Consider the following 18,318-nt stretch of genomic DNA (forward strand, 5'->3'; position numbering starts at 1 on the left):
AATTGACTATAGGATTTTGGCAACGGAAGGTATAAAAAAAGCCGCTTTTAAAAGCGGCTTTTAATTATTTATCGGTATTGAAGTTTATACAACGCCTTGGGCTAACATTGCATCGGCTACTTTAACAAAACCAGCGATATTTGCTCCTTTTACGTAATCTACATGACCATCTTTATCGGTACCATATTCTACACATTTCTCATGAATATCATTCATGATTTCGTGAAGTTTCTTATCTACTTCTTCAGCCGTCCAGTTATAACGCATTGAGTTTTGCGTCATTTCTAATCCTGAAGTAGCTACACCACCGGCATTTGAAGCTTTTCCAGGAGAGAATAAAATTTTCGCATCACGAAAAACTTCCACAGCTTCTGGAGTACATGGCATGTTAGCTCCTTCGCCAACACACATACATCCATTATCTACTAATTTCTTAGCATCTTCTTCTTTTAACTCGTTTTGAGTTGCACATGGCAATGCTACATCACATTTTACTTCCCATGGAGTGGTATCTGCATAGAATTTGGCATTGGTATATTTTTCAGTATACTCTTTAATTCTACCACGTTTTTCGTTTTTAAGCTCCATGATGTATTGAAGTTTTTCTGCATCAATCCCATCTTCATCGTGAACGTATCCCTGAGAATCAGACATCGTAACCACTTTTGCTCCAAGCTGAATTGCTTTTTCTGCAGCATATTGCGCTACATTACCAGATCCAGAAATTACTACTGTTTTCCCTTCTAGCTTTTCACCTTTTGTTTTAAGCATATTCTGGGTAAAATATACATTCCCGTACCCGGTAGCTTCGGGACGAATTAAGGAACCTCCATAAGAAAGACCTTTACCCGTTAATATACCAGTAAATTCGTTTTGAATTCTTTTGTATTGCCCAAACATATAGCCCACTTCTCTAGCACCTACTCCTATATCACCGGCAGGAACATCGGTATTATATCCTATATGCTTGCTAAGCTCTGTCATAAAGCTTTGGCAAAAACGCATCACTTCATTATCAGATTTTCCTTTGGGATCAAAATCTGATCCTCCTTTACCACCACCCATCGGCAATGTTGTAAGACTATTCTTAAAGGTTTGCTCGAAAGCTAAAAACTTAAGGATACTTAGATTTACTGATGGATGAAAACGTAATCCGCCTTTGTATGGCCCGATTGCAGAATTCATTTGAATACGATATCCGCGGTTAATTTGTATATCCCCTTTATCGTCCAACCATGTAACTCTAAACATGATAACGCGCTCTGGCTCTACCATGCGCTCCAATAGTTTGGTATTTTGATATTTACTATTTTGTTCTATAAAAGGTATAATGGTTTCAGCAACTTCATGAACCGCTTGTAAAAATTCTGGTTCGTTTTGATTTCTTTGAGACACTTTATCCAAGAAATCTTGTATATTTTTTTCCATATGGTGTCGCTTAAATTTGTTTTAAAGAATATGTTGTTTAGAGGTGCAAATATATGAGATATATAAAAAATAGCGCCAAAAATTTAGTTTTTCATATAATATTAACTTTCCGGCGAATTCAAAAAAAAAAGAAAAAATCAATTTAAATTGAAGCTAACCTTCTTTTCATATATTTGCCGATATATTCTATAAACCCCTGTATTGAAGCGGATTCGTATTAGTTTTTTGATCGTTTTTTTATGCCTTTTATCTGATTTAGGATATGGGCAGGTGCTACATGAAATTGGAGTGACAGCAGGGCCACTTGCTATTACTACAGATTATGGCCAGCGAGGTGAGCTTAGAAACCTTTATTTGAATACCGGTTTTGGCATCGGTTTTCAGCATTATATGAATTTTGTATTTACCGGTAATAATACTCAAACTAATTATTTTAAAGACTTTTTTAGAGTACGTACAGAAATTGATTATTTTCATACCTATCTAGACCATTACGGCCCTATTTCTTACCAAAACAACCCCAGAGGAGAGATGCTACGTGCCATGCATGGTGAAACGCAACTAATAGAATTTGGGACACAACTAGAATGGCATTTTACCCAAATTAGAGAGTTTCTTATCTTTTCTTATCGCTTCTCACCCTATATAACAGCAGGAGCCCATTTAGCATATTATATGCCCGATGCCTATAGTGACCTTGGTCCGCTCGATCGTCCGGGAGTACTTTTCCCTTCTTTTACAGATGGTTTGAATTTAGACAATGATATTACCTACAATCTTATTTTTGGTGGTGGAACTCGTTATAGGTTAGGAAGAAATAGCGATTTGGTTGCTGAAATTAAATGGCAATATTACGGTAGCGATTATGTAGAAGGGCTTGATGTACAGGGGCCACAAAACAAATCTAATGATTGGTCGGTATGGTTAAACTTCGGTTATATTTATTATCTTAACTTCTAGGGTTTATTCCTGAAATTTGTCGAATTCTCTTACTTTTTCCCCCAGACAATTATTAATCATCATTTCAAAGTTTCTTAGATTTTCTACTGAAGTGAGATAAACGGAATGATTAAGTTTTGGATATTTCAATTGTACTACCTGCTCGTTGATTTCTTTCAGGCCTAGAGATACACCTTGTTCATCTTTAAACAACACACGGTTTCCGGCAGAAAGCATAAAGTCTTTTAAAGGATATTCTATATTTTCAAGATTCCCTTTTGTGACGATCTTTTCTTTTGAAATATAATAGCGAGGAACTTTACCACTGCATGGCTTATAAATCACGAAACGATCATTATATTTCTTTAGCTCGATAAACCGATAAATTGCTTTAGATTGATCTTTACTTTCTAAAGAAACTTCTGAAACTAGATTCTCGTAAAATTTTGAAGTCTTGGTGGTATCAATAAATAATTGATATTCCTCAAGATTTAAAGCTGAAGCTCTTGTACGCTCGGGGATACTATCAGACGGTATCACATATAGATCTTCAGGAATAGTCGCTGTTTCGTTTTTTTGAGTTTCATCATTTTTACAACTCAAAAAAGGCAACAATACAATTACTACAAAAAAGAATTTATACTTCATCTGAATTTAAAATCTTACCTCCATTTGCTTCAATTTCAGCTTTTGCTTTTTTAAAACCTTCAGCATCAATCGCTCTGGTAGCATCTTCAATTAAAAAAGATTTAAAACCTTCAGCTAAAGCATCTTTAACACTAAAAGCGACACAAAAATCGCAGGCTAAACCAGCAAAATAAAGTTCGTTAACCTCTTTCTCTTTTAGATATCCACTTAAACCTGTAGATTTTAAATGAGCATTATCGTAAAAACCGCTATAACTATCGATTTCAGGATTTGTTCCTTTTCTAAAAATGGCTTCAATTTTATCCAATTTCAAATCCTTATGGAATGCTGCACCGTCGCTTCCCTGGATGCAATGATCTGGCCACATTACCTGATCGATTCCGTTTAGATCGATTACTTCGAACGTTTTTTTACTATGGGTACTTGCAAAACTGGCATGCCCGGCAGGATGCCAATCCTGAGTGGCAATTACCAAATCAAATTTCTCCTGAAGTTTATTGATAATTGGCACAATTTCATCTCCGCCAGGAACCGCTAAAGCACCACCCGGCATAAAATCGTTTTGTACATCTATAAGAACTAAAGCTTTCATGAGAGTTACATTTTGTGTTCGCTAATTAATCGATCTCTTTCTTCTTTCAGCTTTTCTGAAATGCTGACTTTATAAATATGTGGATTATTGAAGCGTTTATACTCTAAAGGCAATTCGGCCAATCTCGACTTACTATATTCGGCAATTTCAGTAAGTGTTCTTCTTTCGATGTTCATTTTACCATCCCTCATTACTGGCTTCAATAAAGCTTCTTTTTTATATGCTGAAACATCTAAAAATTTATAAGGTTCTGAAGGATGAAAAACTTTTGATATTTCAGTTTCCGCTTCATCTTCCATCGCAATGATATCGATACCGGCGCACTCACCGTTATTATCTTTCATTCGATAGACCTGCTTACGATGAGGAAGTGTGGTCTTAATTAAACTTTCTGATATCTTAATTCTAGGCTGCTTATCTGAAAAAGTTAATTTGTATACTCCATCCAATGCTGCATCTGGCTTTCCGATTACAAGATTAGTGCCTACTCCATAAATATCAATTGGCGCGTCCTGCTCTTGTAAACTTTTAATCACATATTCATCTAATTGATTAGAAGCTGCAATTTTCACATATTCCAAACCTGCATCGTCCAGCTGCTTTCTTGCCATTTTACCAAAATAAGCCAAATCTCCACTATCGAGGCGTATCGCAAGTAGCTTTTGTCCTTTCGCTTCCATTTCTTTAGCCACGATAATCGCATTAGGTACTCCGCTTTTTAGGGTATCGTAGGTATCTACTAAAAGTACACAGCCTTTAGGCCTACTTTTAGCAAACTCTCTAAAAGCATCGATCTCGTTATCGTAACTTTGGATAAATGAATGGGCCATTGTTCCCGAAACAGGAATATCCATATCACGACCGGCGATAACGTTACTAGTGCCATTAAAGCCACCGATCATTGCCGCTCTGGAAGCGTAGTATCCGCCCGGCCCCTGCGCACGTCGTAAACCAAAATCTAACAAAGTTCGTTCTCCAGAGACCAATCGCATTCTGCCAGCTTTAGTAGCGATAAGCGTTTGAAAATTTAGTAAGTTGAGTAGAATAGTTTCTATGATCTGTGCTTCGATCAAGTTGGCTTCTACCTGCAAAACCGGTCTTGTTGGAAAAACAATATCCCCTTCCTGTACTGAATAAATATTTCCAGAAAATTTGAAATTCTCCAGATATTCCAGAAAATCGTCTTCAAAATCGTACTGCTTTAAAAACTCAATATCTTTTTTATTGAAACGAAGATTACTAATAATTTCAAGTAAATCTTCTAAACCTGCAAAAATCGCAAAACCACTTCCGTAGGGAATCTTTCTGAAATAATAATCGAAGACCGCTCTAGAATTTCGCTTTCCATTTTTAAAATATACTTGCGACATGGCAAGCTGGTATTGATCGGTATAAGTAGCCGTAAAATCGAACATATGTTTGGTTTTTACTCGATAATCCACATTGTGAATCCCGAATTAAAAATTCTCAAATAAAACACCTATTGATTGTTAAGGCATTTTATTAGTTTTAAAGCCAAGCGTATTCTATCAATTCTCGAATATACCTGACTCGCCAACAAATTTAAGGCTTTGAAAATGTTTTAGCACATTCGCATTCCTCAAAATTGTATTAAAACATCTCGCAACGATCCAATTTCGATTCTGATCAATTTATTTTATGGATTTAGCGCCAATTGCTTTATTATTTATACTGAATCTCTTGCCGGATCTTTTTAAAACATTCTTCAAAGCCCGAAGATGTTATTAAATGCAAAAAATTCTGAAAAAAATCCAGCTTCAAAACTGAATTATAATATGTAGATTACCAATACTATAGGAGAATTATTTTGTATTGAACTAAAAATATTTAAAATACTACTCTATTTTTTTGAATATTATTTAGCGATAATTAAAAATTCCGTTATATTTGCATCCGCAAAATTGATTGCAAATTCCTCCTTAGCTCAGTTGGTTAGAGCATCTGACTGTTAATCAGAGGGTCCTTGGTTCGAGCCCAAGAGGGGGAGCAAAAAATTTTTAGGGCAAATTCAGCTGCCGAGAATGCTGAAGACATATTGATATATTCCTCCTTAGCTCAGTTGGTTAGAGCATCTGACTGTTAATCAGAGGGTCCTTGGTTCGAGCCCAAGAGGGGGAGCATAAAGCCACGCTATTTTTAGCGTGGCTTTTTTGTTTGCTGAAAGCATGAATTTTGTTTACATTATCTATTCTGAGAAAGTTGGGATCAATCTCAAAAGCTGTATATAAAATAAAGCCTAATTTTTGAGGACTAAGTAAAAATACCAGTTAATCTGAACAGGAAGAATTCTATATTTTTCACATTTCTAACTGACTTCTGAAGGCTTTTATTTTACATTATTTGATTCTGCTGAAGCGTCAGTAGGCGCATACCTAAATTTTATTTAAAATTAATCTAATTAAAATTTGCGATAAAAGCTTGTTCGTTCTAAATTCGCAACCGATTATTAAGAATTGTTTTAAATAAAATTCATAATGAAAAAATTTTACGTTCTCTCCTTCTTTTTACTAGCACTATTTAGCACGGCCTATGGTCAGAATAGTTCCATTCACGGAAAAGTTTTTTCCGATTCGGAAACTCCAATTTATAACGCCAATGTAATTGTACTAAACTCCAATACTGGCGCTATGACCAATAAGAACGGATACTATGAACTTAAAAATCTTGCTCCCGGCAGATACACTATAAAAGCTTCCTATCTTGGATATGAATCTATAAATCAATCAATCACTGTAAAGGAAGGAACACAAGCAGAACTAGACTTCACATTAAATGAATCGGCCACCCAACTACAAGGGGTAGAGATTATTGGCCGGAAGGAACGCAACTACAAAAACACCACCTCTTTTGTTGGTACTAAATCAGCTACTCCGCTTATCGACGTACCACAGGCGGTAAGCTACGTAACTAAAGAGGTTATTTTAGATCAGGCAGCCTTTACCGTGAATGACGTGGTTAATAATGTTAGTGGTGTAAATCAATTTTCATTTTATAACGATTTAACGATTAGAGGCTTTAGAGTTCAGGGACAACGAAACAGTAGTATGCTTTTAAATGGTTCGCGAATGATGACCAGTTTTTGGAGTCAGCAGATTATTCCCCATGTCGAGCGAGTAGAAGTTATTAAAGGGCCTGCTTCTGCCCTGTTTGGAAATGCTTCTCCAGGTGGAACAATAAACACCGTTACAAAAAAACCGCTACAAACTACTAAACAGTCTATAAGTGCCAGCATGGGTAGTTTTAATACGTTTAGGTTGTTAGGCGACTTTACCGGACCAATGAGCAAGGACAAAAAGTTTTTATACCGCTTAAATTTAGGCTATCAAAACACCGATGGTTTCAGGGATTTGCAATTCAACAAAAATATTGTTGTGGCACCTTCGTTCTCTTTTATCCCTAACGAAAAAACACGTTTAAATTTAGATGTAGTCTATCAGGACAATAAAGGAAGACTGGATCGTGGACAAGCCGTTTTTGGCGATGGTGACCTCTTTTCTACACCAATAACAACTTCCTTAAGTGCAGAAAATGATTACCTGAACGAACAAAACCTAAATGTAACTTTATCATTTCAGCATAAATTCAATGAAAACATCAGTTTTAATAGTTCTTATATGAATTCTGGCTACGATGAAGATTTGTTAGAGCACAGAACTGCCAACAACTTTTTAGCCCTTGGTGACGGCTCATACGATATTACGAAAGTGGCCATGCGAGTATTTAATCGTAAGCGATCATGGAACAATCAAAACTTTACCAATTACCTCAATATTGATTTTAACCTTGGAGCTATAGAAAACACCTTTTTGGTGGGCTATGATTATTTTCAACAGGAACTGGAGCCGGGAGGATCTCAACTAGAGGCCAACGCTTATCTTTTAAAAAACGGCAAGGCAACAAATTCCTTCAACCTTTCCAATAAAGATAATTATGTGCTTGACGAAAATGGCAACCCTGTAGCCAATGTAGCGCCTTTTGATCTAACTTCTACCAACGGAAACGCTATGCGCGACATGAGCAATTACGTGTATGGTATTAGAAATTATGACCGGTACAAACAAACCGGAAATGGTATTTACTTACAAAACCAATTTCAATACAAGAAATTTAATCTTTTGGTGGGGCTACGCTATGATGATTTTACAGATTACCTAAACTATGAGACTGCTGAAGAAGAAAAAATTAGTCAGGATAAATTTATACCACGAATCGGAATGGTATACAAGCTTAAACCAAATGTTAACTTTTACGGCACCTGGGTAAAGGGTTACCAACCGCAAACGGCTACCACTATTAATAATCCTGAAGCCGGAGGGCCTTTTGATCCTCTGACCAGTGAATTGTTTGAAGCTGGGATAAAAACAGAATGGTTCAATAAACGCTTAAGCGCTACTATAGCCGTTTACAAACTAAGCCAGAAAGGCGCTTTATACAATGCTAATGATTCCAGTAACTCTGATTTACTAAAGCAAATTGGTGAAGAAAAATCGGAAGGTGTTGAAGTTGATATTTACGGCCAGATTATGTCCAACTGGAGCGTGATTATGAACTATGCATATAACCATGCTTATTTTACCGAAGCCGATGAATCTACGCTTGCCACTTTTGGTAATCAAAAACCCAACGCTCCTAGAAATACGTTCAATTTTTGGTCAAAATACATCATCAATCATGGAGATTTTAATGGATTAGGATTTGGACTTGGTTACGATTATGTAGGCGAACGAAATGGATCAATTGTTAGAAATCCAGAGTTGATACCGGTTTTTCCTAGTTATGGATTGTTTAATGCCGCAATCTATTATAAAGTGAATAAATTCCAGATACAATTGAATATTAATAATGTATTCGATAAAACACATTGGGTAGGCGGTTATGATTTCTTACGAGCCTTCCCGGGTAGGCCTCGAAACATTATGTCTACCGTTTCATATACTTTCTAGCATTGAAATTATCAAAGAAAAAATTATTTAAAATTCATAGTTGGATTGGTACCAAATTAAGCATACTATTTTTTATAGTATGCTTTTCAGGTACTATGGCTACCCTTAGCCATGAGATGGACTGGTTGTTTATTTCTGAAATCAGAGCTAAACCCAAAAAAGAATTTGCCTCGAGAAATACCATTATCAGTAATCTCAAAAAGAAATATCCCAATGCTCAGATTTCCTATTGGATGCGGGCAGAAGAACCTTATTTATGTGATATCATCTATACCAAAGAGAATGGCAAACAAACCTATGTCTTTGCGAATCCATATACCGGAAAAATACAGGGAAATGCAAATCTAACCTTTCAACGCTTTTTCAGGGATCTTCACTATTTTTTATTCATGCCTTTTTATCAATTTGGTTATTTAGTGGTATTGAGCTTTGCTTTTTTGTTGCTGATTTCCTTTTTAACAGCTCTATTCTTTTATAAAAAATGGTGGAGAAAATTATTTAAACTCGAAACAAAAAAAGGCCCATTAGTATTTTTCAGAAGTCTTCACCGGCTCGTGGGATTATGGTCGATTCCTTTTTCTATTCTGTTTTCAGCTACCGGAATATGGTATTTTGTAGAGCGCACCAATATCGCCGATGTACGCACAAAAGCAAATCCCGTATCTCCAGAGCTAAGGCATAGCACTGCAACTAGCGATACTATTAACCTTACCTATAACATTGATTATGACCGTATCGTTCAGGTAGCCGAAAAAGAAATTCCATGTTTTAAAGCAGAAGGTATAAATATTCCTAATTCGCCGAATGAGCCGGTATATGTTAGAGGAAACTCAGATGTTCCACTGGTTCGCCAACGTGCCAATAGGGTTTATGTAAATCCATACAACTATAATGTAGTAAAGGTTCAAAACGCTAAAAATATAAGTAATATCATGTGGATAAATGATATTGCCGATCCGCTCCATTTTGGATATTGGGGCGGACTAACCACAAAAATCATCTGGTTTATTATAGGCCTAGGCATTTCTTCATTGATATTAACAGGAATTTGGATTACTCTAAAACGAAAGGCATTACAAAGAAAAAAGAAGCATGCACCTATACTTGGTAAATGGAAATTTATAAATTGGGGAGTCTATATGCCCATAATAATAAGCATGTATGTGCAACTGGTTTACCGTTATCATACTTCGCTTACTGGAATCCTAATCATTACTTGTGGTTGGTTACTACTTTTACTCCTTACATACTATATTTTTGTTTACCGCTTAAAAAAGGCGGTTAATGCAAAATAGCAGATCTTAGACTTTCCTGAAATTGTAATGATTAGTGATATACGCCTTTTCTAAAATCAGTTTTATAAAAGCCATACTCTTTTTAGTACGAAAGTTTTGCTATTTATTAATTTTTACCTCAATGATAACCGATATCGATTATAGCGAGCATTTTTGTGATATTTCGATGCAAATTTTCGTTTGAAAATTCACTGAATAAACCCAAAATGGAAGTTTGGATAATTTTTTTTATTAAAGATTTCACTCATCCTTCGGTATTTTTTATGGAATCAAACTCAGATTAGTAAGATTAGGAAAATCGCTGAAATTTTCCCTATTTTTATATAATCTTAACCTCTAGCTGCTTTTTATTGTTGATTATTAATTTTGAGATTCTATGAAAATTTTGAGACCTGCAGCGCTTCTTGTTTTATTTCTAATAGTGTTTTCTTGCAAAGAAACTGGCAAAGAAAAAAAAACGGAGAACCCGAAATCTTTGGCTTCACAAGAAAATGAAGACTTTAGACCTTCTTTTCATTTTTCACCACAAGAACATTGGATGAACGATCCTAACGGAATGTTTTATCTTAATGGCACCTATCATCTTTTTTTTCAGTATTATCCAGAAGATAACATTTGGGGGCCAATGCATTGGGGACACGCAACCAGCAAAGACATGGTTACCTGGAAAGAGCAGGAAATTGCTCTAAAGCCAGATGAAAAAGGATATATATTTAGCGGAAGTGCAGTAGTAGATCACGATAATACTTCAGGCTTCGGTGATGGCAAAAACACTCCAATTGTTGCGATGTTTACCTATCATGATCCAAAAGGGGAAGAAGAAAAACGCATAGATTACCAATCACAGGCTATTGCTTATAGCTTAGACGAAGGAAAAACCTGGACTAAGTATGAAGCCAACCCGGTAATTAATAATCCCGAATTGCAAGACTTCAGAGATCCTAAAATCACTTGGGATGAGGATCATAAACAATGGCTTATGGTACTTTCTGCAAAAGATCGTGCTTACTTCTATACTTCAGCAAACTTAAAAGACTGGAAAAAAGTATCTGAATTTGGCGAAAATTATGCTGCTCAGGATGGCGTTTGGGAATGTCCAGACTTTTTCCAAATGCAGGTTGAAGGAAATAATGAAACCAAATGGGTACTTATCCAAAGTACGAATCCCGGTGGTTATAATGGAGGATCTGGAACCCAATATTTCGTAGGTGATTGGGATGGGAAAAATTTTACGCCTGAAGCAGATTTGTACGGAAAGAATATAAACCATCCATATTGGCTGGATTTCGGTAAAGATAATTATGCGGGCGTTACCTGGTCTAATATTCCGAAAGAAGACGGCAGAACTTTATTTATAGGATGGATGTCTAACTGGCTTTATGCACAACAAGTTCCTACAGAGACCTGGAGAAGTGCGATGACCATCGCCAGAGAACTCCGCCTTATTAAAGAAAATAATGATTATATCATAACTTCGAATCCTGTTGAAGAATTAGAAAAGTATGTTGGAGAAACCATTACCAAATGGAAATTAACCGATGAGGATCATTCTATTGTCGATCATAACGACCTGGATCTTACCAAAGCGCAGGTATCATTTTTAATTCCTAAAATAACTAAAGATGTTCATTTCAGTTTAATAAGCGAGGGAGAAGACCAATTTAAATTTGGTTTCAAAAAAGAAGAAAATGAATTTTATATCGATCGGTCGGAATCTGGGATTACCGACTTCGGAAAAGAATTTGCCTCTACCGTATCTACCGGACAGCGAATATCAACTTCAGATTCCCTAAAAGTGATGATGATTTTGGATAATATGAGTGTTGAAATTTTCTATGATGACGGAAAAACAGTAATGACTGAAATCTTTTTTCCGAAGCAACCCTATACAAGTTTAAAAATTAATGAAGGCGTACCGGTAATCGATATTGAAGCGGCTGAATTTAATTTTGATTAAATTTACATACACGTAAAAATAAAAAGATGTCTATAAATTCTGAAGCCGAATTAGAAGGAATGAAGAAAATTAGTGAAGTAGTTGCTACCACACTAAAATTAATGAGAGAATTTACTAAAGCAGGGATTTCTACAAAAGAAATTGATGACTACGGTGGTAAAATTCTGGAAAAATACGGCGCAAAATCTGCTCCTTACGTGACTTATGGCTTTCCTGGATATACGTGCATTAGTGTAAATAATGAAGCAGCACACGGGATTCCTTCAGCTAAAAAAATTCTGAAAGAAGGTGATTTAATTAATATCGATGTTTCGGCTGAATTAAATGGATTTTGGGCAGATAACGGTGGTTCTTTTATTGTAGGTGAGGATATAAATCATCATCAGCCGCTTGTAGATGCTTCTAAAGATATCTTACAAAAAGCTATCAATAGAATTCGGGGCGGAGTGAAAATCGCAGATATTGGACATTTAATGGAAACCGAAGCTAAAAAATCGGGATTTAAAGTCATTAGAGATCTAGCCGGCCACGGAGTGGGACGCAGCCTACATGAAAAACCTGAAAACATTCTTAATTATCGTATTAAAACAAACAAAGAGCGTTTTAGAAAAAATACTACGGTAGCTATAGAAACTTTTATTTCGACAAAATCGACTGAGACCGTAGAGTTAAATGATGGTTGGACGCTGGTTGGCAATAAAGGTGGCTTTGTAACACAACACGAACACACCATTTTAGTTACCGATAAGCTTCCGGTAATTTTAACCGCAGCTAACGAAATTTGGAATTAATGTCACAGCATTTAAACGCAGTATGCTTTGGAGAAATATTGTACGATATTTTTCCAAATTCAGAGAAAATAGGAGGTGCTCCTCTAAATGTAGCATCACGGCTTAGTGCTAATGGCATACAAACGGGAATGGTTAGTAGCGTTGGCCAAGACAAAAAAGGAGAAAACCTGCTTAAGTATTTAAAATCTAGAAATATTGATAATACTTTAGTCGCTAAAACTAGTGATTATCCTACTGGAGTGGTAAATGTAAGTCTAGACAAAAGCGGATCTGCTTCTTATACTATCGAACATCCCGCAGCTTGGGATAAAATCGAGATTTCTGAAAAAATGAAAGAAACTGTAAAAGCGTCAAATGCTTTTATCTTCGGAAGTTTGGCGTGTCGTGATGCACAAAGTAGAGAAACGTTACTTCAGCTTTTAACGCATGCGAAATTCCGGGTTTTTGATATTAATTTACGGCCACCACATTACAACAAAGAAATTATTGAACATTTAATAATGAAGGCAGATTTTATCAAATTTAATGATGATGAATTGTATGAAATTGCTGAAATGTTTGATTCTCCTTTCCATTCTCTAGAACAAAATCTTAGCTACATGGCCAAGATCACTAATGCTAAATCTATTTGTGTTACCAAAGGTAGCCACGGAGCCGTGCTTTTTACTGAAGAAAAATTGTACTATAACAGCGGTTACAAAGTAAAAGTTGCCGATACCGTAGGATCTGGGGATAGCTTTTTAGCTTCGCTAATTTCAAAATTATTAAAAGATGAAACGCCACAAAAAGCGTTGAATTATGCTTGTGCAATGGGCGCTATGGTTGCTTCAAAAGAAGGTGCAAATCCTGAATTCTCTTCCGAAGAAATTGAAGCATTTATGTTTCCAGAAGTTGACTAAGGTTTTAAAAACTTATTCAGTTTAAAAATGAAATAGCGCTTATAATATTGTCAAAAAACAAAGCCCAAAATTTTACAATTTCGGGCTGTTTCTTTTATAAATTCTCAGTCTTATTTATCGAATATCGCGCGATAGATATCATTTCCGTTAGCGTATAAAACCAAAGCAATCAAAATAAAGAAACCTACCATTTGGGCATATTCCATAAATTTTTCGTTTGGTTTTCTTCCGGTAATAATTTCATAAAGTAAGAACATTACGTGACCACCATCTAATGCGGGGATTGGTAAAATGTTCATAAACGCTAAAATTATAGAAATCCAAGCTGTAGTATGCCAGAATGCTTTCCAATTCCATGCATCGGGGAAAAGTCCGCCAATCGAACCAAAACCACCAACTTGCGTAGCACCTTTCTTAGTGAAGACATATTTAAATTGATATGCATAATCATGTAAAGTCCAGTAACACTCGCTAAAACCAGCCGAAACACTTTCTGCAAGACTATATTCCCTAGTTTTTACTTCAAAATCTCTTCTTGGTGTAACTCCTAAAATTCCATCTTCATCTGGCGTAGCCATAACGCTTTTAATCTCACCATCACGCTCAAAAACAATTTCCATTTCTTTGTTTTTATGCTCTTTGGTTACCTTAGTCATTTCGTGCCAGTATCCCATTTCCTGATCGTTGATAGAAATGATACTGTCCCCTTTTTTAAGACCTGCAATCTGCGCTGCAGTTTCTGGAGCTACACTGTCCAAAATCGGCCTTTGTATCGGGATAAAAGGTTGCATAATACCATCCTGAAACATTTGCTGCCCTATATGCTCTGGAATATTTATTGTTTCTTCAGTTCCGTTTTGATGTAGCACTGTTACTGTTTTTACATCACGCATAAACAGATTTCGGTTAATATCTACACTATTCTTAAATTCTTCACCATTCACTTCAAGAACACGATCACCGTCTTCAAAACCATAGGCTTTAAATTCGTCTACCACTGCAAAACCTTCAGGCATTTCATCTGGACCAATATAATTTTTCCCCCAAACAAAGAGAATCATCATAAACAAAAGGAAACCTAATACTAAGTTTACAGTAACACCACCAAGCATGATAATTAAACGTTGCCAGGCTGGCTTACTTCTAAACTCCCAATCCTGTGGTGGTTTAGCCATTTGCTCTTTATCCATACTCTCGTCGATCATCCCAGAGATTTTTACATAACCTCCTAAAGGCAACCAACCAATCCCGTAAACGGTCTCTCCTATTTTCTTCTTAAAAAGGGCAAATTTCACATCAAAAAACAAGAAGAATTTTTCAACTCTTGTTTTAAATAATTTTGCCGGTATAAAATGTCCAAACTCATGCAGCACTATAAGCAATGACAAGCTAAGTAAAAGTTGTATTGCCTTAATTATAAATGGATCCATTCGCTAAAATTCAAATTTAAAATCGCACAAAAGTAGTCTTTTCATAAGACCTAGAAAAGTCTGAATATCAGTTAGGCCTTATACTGCCAAAATTTTCACTAATTTATTGCGGCTAATTCGGCATCAGGCTTTAATTTTGCATAAAAATTTGCTATGCGTAAATTTCTTTCCAGATATAAGATTTTCATTATCACTTTCGGGATACTCTGCGTCGTAATCATGTGGTCTATTTATTCTTTATTAAAACCCGAAAAGAAATTAGCCATTTACCAACCAGATATGGTAAATAATGAACTTGTAGATACGACGATGCAATACGTTCGCAAGTATCACAAAATTGCCGATTTTAAGCTAATCAATCAAAACGGCGATACCATTACCAATAAGAATTATAAGGACAAAATCTATATTGCCGATTTCTTTTTTACCACCTGTGCAACGATTTGCCCTATAATGACCGATCATATGGTGAACATTCAAAATCGAATTAAAAATGATCCTGAGGTTTTATTGCTTTCTCATACAGTAATGCCACGTACAGACACTGTAGCACAATTAAAACGTTATGCTGAAGAAAAAGGCGTGATTGATGAAAAATGGAATCTGGTTACCGGAAATAAAAAGCAAATCTACGATCTAGCAAGAAAATCTTATCTAGCTGCTAAAAGCGAAGGCGACGGAGGTAAATATGATATGGTACATACCGAAAATTTTGTGCTAGTGGACAAAAACCGACAAATAAGAGGTTTTTATGATGGTACTAATCCTGAAGCCATTGAAGAATTAATGGAAGATCTTAAAATCCTGAAACAGGAATACCAAGACTGAAAAGTACATTTTAACGCCTAAACTTTTGTTACTGCTCAAATTCCATTATTTTTGCGTTGTTTAAATTCAATCTAAATAAATTTGAAGGTTACAGTAGCTCAATTAAATCGAGGCGAACGCGGGATAATCAAAGAATTCTCCGCAGATAATGTACCATTAAAATTACTCGAAATGGGATGTCTTCCCGGTAACGAGGTCGAACTGGTACAAACCGCACCTTTTAAAGATCCTATGTACCTTAACATCAACGGAAGTCACTTAGCCATCAGAAAAGAAACTGCTTTACAAATTGAAATAGAGCTTATCAAATGACCGGCAAACAGATTAATGTAGCGCTAATTGGAAATCCTAATACGGGTAAAACTTCTGTATTTAATCAGTTAACCGGTTTAAATCAAAAAGTTGGTAACTATCCCGGTATTACTGTAGAAAAGAAAGAAGGAATCTGTAAACTCCCTCGTGGTTTAAAAGCACACATTCTTGATCTTCCCGGGACGTATAGCCTAAACGCATCTTCGCTAGACGAAAATGTGGTGATTGAATTATTACTGAACAAAAACGACAAAGATTATCCAGATGTTGCCGTAGTTGTTAGTGATGTTGAAAACCTTAAAAGAAATCTTCTTCTTTTTACTCAAATAAAAGATCTTGGAATTCCTACAATATTGGTTATCAATATGGCCGATCGTATGGAACGCAAAGGTATTTCTTTAGATATTGATGCCTTAGAAGAGCGATTAAATACGAGCATTGCCTTAGTAAGTGCCAGAAAAAATATGGGAATTGATAGGCTAAAAGAGCTTATTATCAATTATCGCAACATTTCAAAAACGCCTTGTGTAAATGCTTCTGTAATCGATCCAGACTATTTTGATAGTTTGAGAAAAGCATTTCCGAAGCAATCTTTATACAAACTCTGGCTGGTAATTACTCAGGATGTGAACTTCGGAAATATAAACCGAAATGAGCTCAGTAAAAATTCTAGCTTTAGCACAAAGCCAGTTTCTGAGCTTAAACGGCTTCAGCAAAAAGAAACCATACATCGTTATCAATTCATAAACGGAGTTTTAAAAGAAACATTAACTGTAAACGCACACGCTGCCAAAGATTTAAGATCAAGATTAGATCGTGTCTTGACGCATAAAGTTTGGGGTTATTTTATTTTCTTTGGTATTCTTTTATTGATATTTCAGGCGATTTACGATTGGTCCAGTTATCCTATGGATCTTATTGATAGTACTTTTGCTTCACTTAGTGAGATGGCAAAAACAAACCTTCCTGAAGGAGTTTTTACGAATCTTATTTCAGAAGGGATTATACCAGGTTTAGGCGGAATTGTAATTTTTATTCCGCAGATCGCATTTCTATTCCTCTTTATATCGATACTGGAAGAAACCGGTTATATGAGCCGTGTGGTATTTTTAATGGATAGAATCATGCGACGCTTTGGATTAAGTGGTAAAAGTGTGGTGCCATTAGTTTCAGGTACTGCTTGTGCTATCCCGGCTGTTATGGCTACCAGAAATATAGAGAACTGGAAAGAACGCTTAATTACTATCTTAGTCGTTCCCTTTACCACCTGCTCGGCCAGATTGCCTGTTTATCTAATTATCATTGCCCTTGTAATTCCCGATGATACATTTTTAGGTTTCAACTTACAAGGCTTAATGCTTATGTTTCTTTATTTGATAGGTTTTGGAACTGCCATTGTTTCGGCCTGGATATTAAATTCAATTTTAAAAATAAAGACCAAAAGTTATTTCGTGATAGAAATGCCCAACTACAAACTTCCTATGCTTAAAAACATCGGAATTAATGTTGTTGAAAAAACAAAATCTTTTGTATTAGGCGCAGGTAAAATAATTTTGGCAATCTCTATTATTCTATGGGTACTCGCCAGCTATGGGCCCGGTGATAATTTTAATAAAGCTGAAGAAATTGTCCGTGATAATTATACCGAACAAACAACGCCAGAAAATGCCGAATTAGAGCAAGAAATTGCCAGCTATAAACTGAAACATTCTTACATAGGCATTATGGGGCGTGGTATCGAGCCTGTGGTTGCTCCTTTAGGCTACGATTGGAAAATTGGTATTGCCATAATAAGTTCTTTTGCAGCGCGTGAAGTTTTTGTAGGTACACTGGCAACTATTTATAGCGTTGGTAGCGACGAAGAAGAAACGATTAAAAATAGAATGGCTGCAGAAACCAATCCAATACTTGGCGGCCCTCTATTCACGTTGGCAAGTGGCGTAAGCTTACTGCTTTTTTATGCTTTCGCGATGCAATGTATGAGTACGCTGGCTATTGTACAGAAAGAAACCAATAGCTGGAAATGGCCAACCTTACAACTTATAATTATGAGTGTGTTTGCTTATGTGGTAGCGCTCATTGCATTTCAGGTATTGAAATAAAATTGTAAGTAATTTGTAAAATTTCGACTTAAAATCTATGGAAATGATACAACATATTTTAGTCTTTCTAACTTTTCTAACCGCTGTTGGATACTTGATAACTAAGTTTGTGTGGAAACCTGCTTTCCTAAAA

At 35.9% G+C, this 18,318-nt stretch carries 14 protein-coding genes and 2 tRNA genes; 11 read left to right on the forward strand and 5 right to left on the reverse strand.

From position 1 onward, the window contains the following. Nucleotides 1-84 precede the first annotated feature (84 nt). On the reverse strand, nucleotides 85-1,428 hold the full coding sequence (gene gdhA, locus PBT91_RS16890) for an NADP-specific glutamate dehydrogenase (RefSeq protein ID WP_270059631.1): 1,344 nt from the start codon (nucleotides 1,426-1,428) through the stop codon (nucleotides 85-87). A 201-nt stretch (nucleotides 1,429-1,629) separates the two neighbouring features. Between gdhA and PBT91_RS16895 the strand changes: the two genes are divergently transcribed. Further along, entirely contained in the window at nucleotides 1,630-2,388 is a 759-nt protein-coding gene (locus tag PBT91_RS16895) for a THC0290_0291 family protein (protein WP_270059632.1), read from the forward strand. A gap of 3 nt (nucleotides 2,389-2,391) precedes the next feature. Here the strand turns inward: PBT91_RS16895 and PBT91_RS16900 are convergent, their stop codons facing one another. The 3 genes from PBT91_RS16900 to PBT91_RS16910 are packed head-to-tail and all read right to left on the reverse strand — an operon-like array spanning nucleotide 2,392 to nucleotide 5,022. Further along, nucleotides 2,392-3,015: a hypothetical protein gene (locus PBT91_RS16900; protein WP_270059633.1), complete on the reverse strand. Its 624-nt coding sequence runs from the start codon at nucleotides 3,013-3,015 to the stop codon at nucleotides 2,392-2,394. Continuing rightward, nucleotides 3,005-3,607, reverse strand: a complete 603-nt coding sequence (pncA, locus tag PBT91_RS16905) for a bifunctional nicotinamidase/pyrazinamidase (protein WP_270059634.1) — start codon at nucleotides 3,605-3,607, stop codon at nucleotides 3,005-3,007. The genes PBT91_RS16900 and pncA overlap by 11 nt, the downstream gene beginning before the upstream one ends. A 5-nt stretch (nucleotides 3,608-3,612) precedes the next feature. Further along, nucleotides 3,613-5,022, reverse strand: coding sequence for a nicotinate phosphoribosyltransferase (locus tag PBT91_RS16910; RefSeq protein WP_270059635.1), 1,410 nt, complete (start codon nucleotides 5,020-5,022; stop codon nucleotides 3,613-3,615). Nucleotides 5,023-5,541: 519 nt separating this feature from the next. Between PBT91_RS16910 and PBT91_RS16915 the strand changes: the two genes are divergently transcribed. From PBT91_RS16915 to PBT91_RS16945, 7 genes are all read left to right on the forward strand, one after another. Beyond that, nucleotides 5,542-5,615: transfer RNA gene (locus PBT91_RS16915), tRNA-Asn, on the forward strand. A gap of 57 nt (nucleotides 5,616-5,672) precedes the next feature. Further along, a tRNA-Asn gene (locus PBT91_RS16920) sits at nucleotides 5,673-5,746 on the forward strand. A 356-nt stretch (nucleotides 5,747-6,102) separates the two neighbouring features. Beyond that, nucleotides 6,103-8,571, forward strand: a complete 2,469-nt coding sequence (locus PBT91_RS16925) for a TonB-dependent receptor (RefSeq protein ID WP_270059636.1) — start codon at nucleotides 6,103-6,105, stop codon at nucleotides 8,569-8,571. 2 nt (nucleotides 8,572-8,573) lie between these two features. Further along, complete coding sequence (locus PBT91_RS16930) at nucleotides 8,574-9,866, forward strand: PepSY-associated TM helix domain-containing protein (RefSeq protein WP_270059637.1); 1,293 nt, start codon at nucleotides 8,574-8,576, stop codon at nucleotides 9,864-9,866. A gap of 376 nt (nucleotides 9,867-10,242) precedes the next feature. Further along, nucleotides 10,243-11,823, forward strand: coding sequence for a glycoside hydrolase family 32 protein (locus PBT91_RS16935; protein ID WP_270059638.1), 1,581 nt, complete (start codon nucleotides 10,243-10,245; stop codon nucleotides 11,821-11,823). Between the two features lie 26 nt (nucleotides 11,824-11,849). Continuing rightward, nucleotides 11,850-12,614: a type I methionyl aminopeptidase gene (gene map, locus PBT91_RS16940; protein ID WP_270059639.1), complete on the forward strand. Its 765-nt coding sequence runs from the start codon at nucleotides 11,850-11,852 to the stop codon at nucleotides 12,612-12,614. Beyond that, on the forward strand, nucleotides 12,614-13,513 hold the full coding sequence (locus PBT91_RS16945; protein ID WP_270059640.1) for a carbohydrate kinase family protein: 900 nt from the start codon (nucleotides 12,614-12,616) through the stop codon (nucleotides 13,511-13,513). The genes map and PBT91_RS16945 overlap by 1 nt, the downstream gene beginning before the upstream one ends. 110 nt (nucleotides 13,514-13,623) lie before the next feature. Here PBT91_RS16945 and rseP read toward each other — a convergent pair whose 3' ends face one another. Continuing rightward, entirely contained in the window at nucleotides 13,624-14,943 is a 1,320-nt protein-coding gene (gene rseP, locus PBT91_RS16950; protein WP_270059641.1) for an RIP metalloprotease RseP, read from the reverse strand. A gap of 153 nt (nucleotides 14,944-15,096) precedes the next feature. On the opposite strand from rseP, the gene PBT91_RS16955 reads away from it, so the two are divergent. The 3 genes from PBT91_RS16955 to feoB all read left to right on the forward strand — a co-directional run bounded on the left by PBT91_RS16955 (nucleotide 15,097) and on the right by feoB (nucleotide 18,185). Beyond that, nucleotides 15,097-15,771 carry an SCO family protein gene (locus tag PBT91_RS16955; RefSeq protein ID WP_270059642.1) on the forward strand — a complete coding sequence of 225 codons (675 nt, stop codon included), beginning with the start codon at nucleotides 15,097-15,099 and terminating at the stop codon, nucleotides 15,769-15,771. Nucleotides 15,772-15,852: 81 nt separating this feature from the next. Next, nucleotides 15,853-16,083 (forward strand): FeoA family protein, encoded by a 231-nt coding sequence (locus tag PBT91_RS16960; protein ID WP_270059643.1) that lies wholly within the window; start codon nucleotides 15,853-15,855, stop codon nucleotides 16,081-16,083. After that, the gene (feoB, locus tag PBT91_RS16965) at nucleotides 16,080-18,185 is read left to right on the forward strand and encodes a ferrous iron transport protein B (protein ID WP_270059644.1); all 2,106 of its coding nucleotides are present in this window, start codon (nucleotides 16,080-16,082) and stop codon (nucleotides 18,183-18,185) included. Before PBT91_RS16960 ends, feoB begins: the two co-directional genes overlap by 4 nt. Nucleotides 18,186-18,318: the final 133 nt, after the last annotated feature.

The sequence above is a fragment of the Zunongwangia sp. HGR-M22 genome, assembly GCF_027594425.1.
GTDB lineage: Bacteria > Bacteroidota > Bacteroidia > Flavobacteriales > Flavobacteriaceae > Zunongwangia.